Source organism: Herbaspirillum sp. C7C8 (genome assembly GCF_022627875.1).
Taxonomy (GTDB): domain Bacteria; phylum Pseudomonadota; class Gammaproteobacteria; order Burkholderiales; family Burkholderiaceae_D; genus Herbaspirillum.
Genome location: NZ_JABXGG010000058.1, coordinates 1 through 412, shown reverse-complemented (window position 1 = coordinate 412; position 412 = coordinate 1). Strand labels below are relative to the sequence as shown.

Here is a 412-nt window from a genome sequence, read left to right as displayed (position 1 = left end):
CTGGCGTCCCCTGGGGGATTCGAACCCCCGTACTCACCGTGAAAGGGTGATGTCCTAGGCCTCTAGACGAAGGGGACAAAACGGTCACAACTACTACATTCCTCGAATCAGCTCTTCCGCCAATTCACCCCACATTTCCATGCGGGTCGCTGGTGGAGGTAAGCGGGATCGAACCGCTGACCTCTTGCATGCCATGCAAGCGCTCTCCCAGCTGAGCTATACCCCCTGCGAAAGGAAAAGCCCCAAACTCCGGACTATCCAACCTCAAGGTAGCCTGATCAGTCAGACTACTTCAACTTTCAAACAACCCGGCGGCAACCGGACTGCCTTAAAACCTGGCGTCCCCTGGGGGATTCGAACCCCCGTACTCACCGTGAAAGGGTGATGTCCTAGGCCTCTAGACGAAGGGGAC

3 tRNA genes are annotated in these 412 nt (G+C 56.8%); all 3 read right to left on the bottom strand.

The features are described 5' to 3' along the window. Nucleotide 1: 1 nt before the first annotated feature. Nucleotides 2–77: transfer RNA gene (locus HWE01_RS22625), tRNA-Glu, on the bottom strand. Between the two features lie 73 nt (nt 78–150). Then, nucleotides 151–226 (bottom strand) — tRNA-Ala (locus HWE01_RS22620). Nucleotides 227–336: 110 nt separating this feature from the next. Next, a tRNA-Glu gene (locus tag HWE01_RS22615) sits at nt 337–412 on the bottom strand.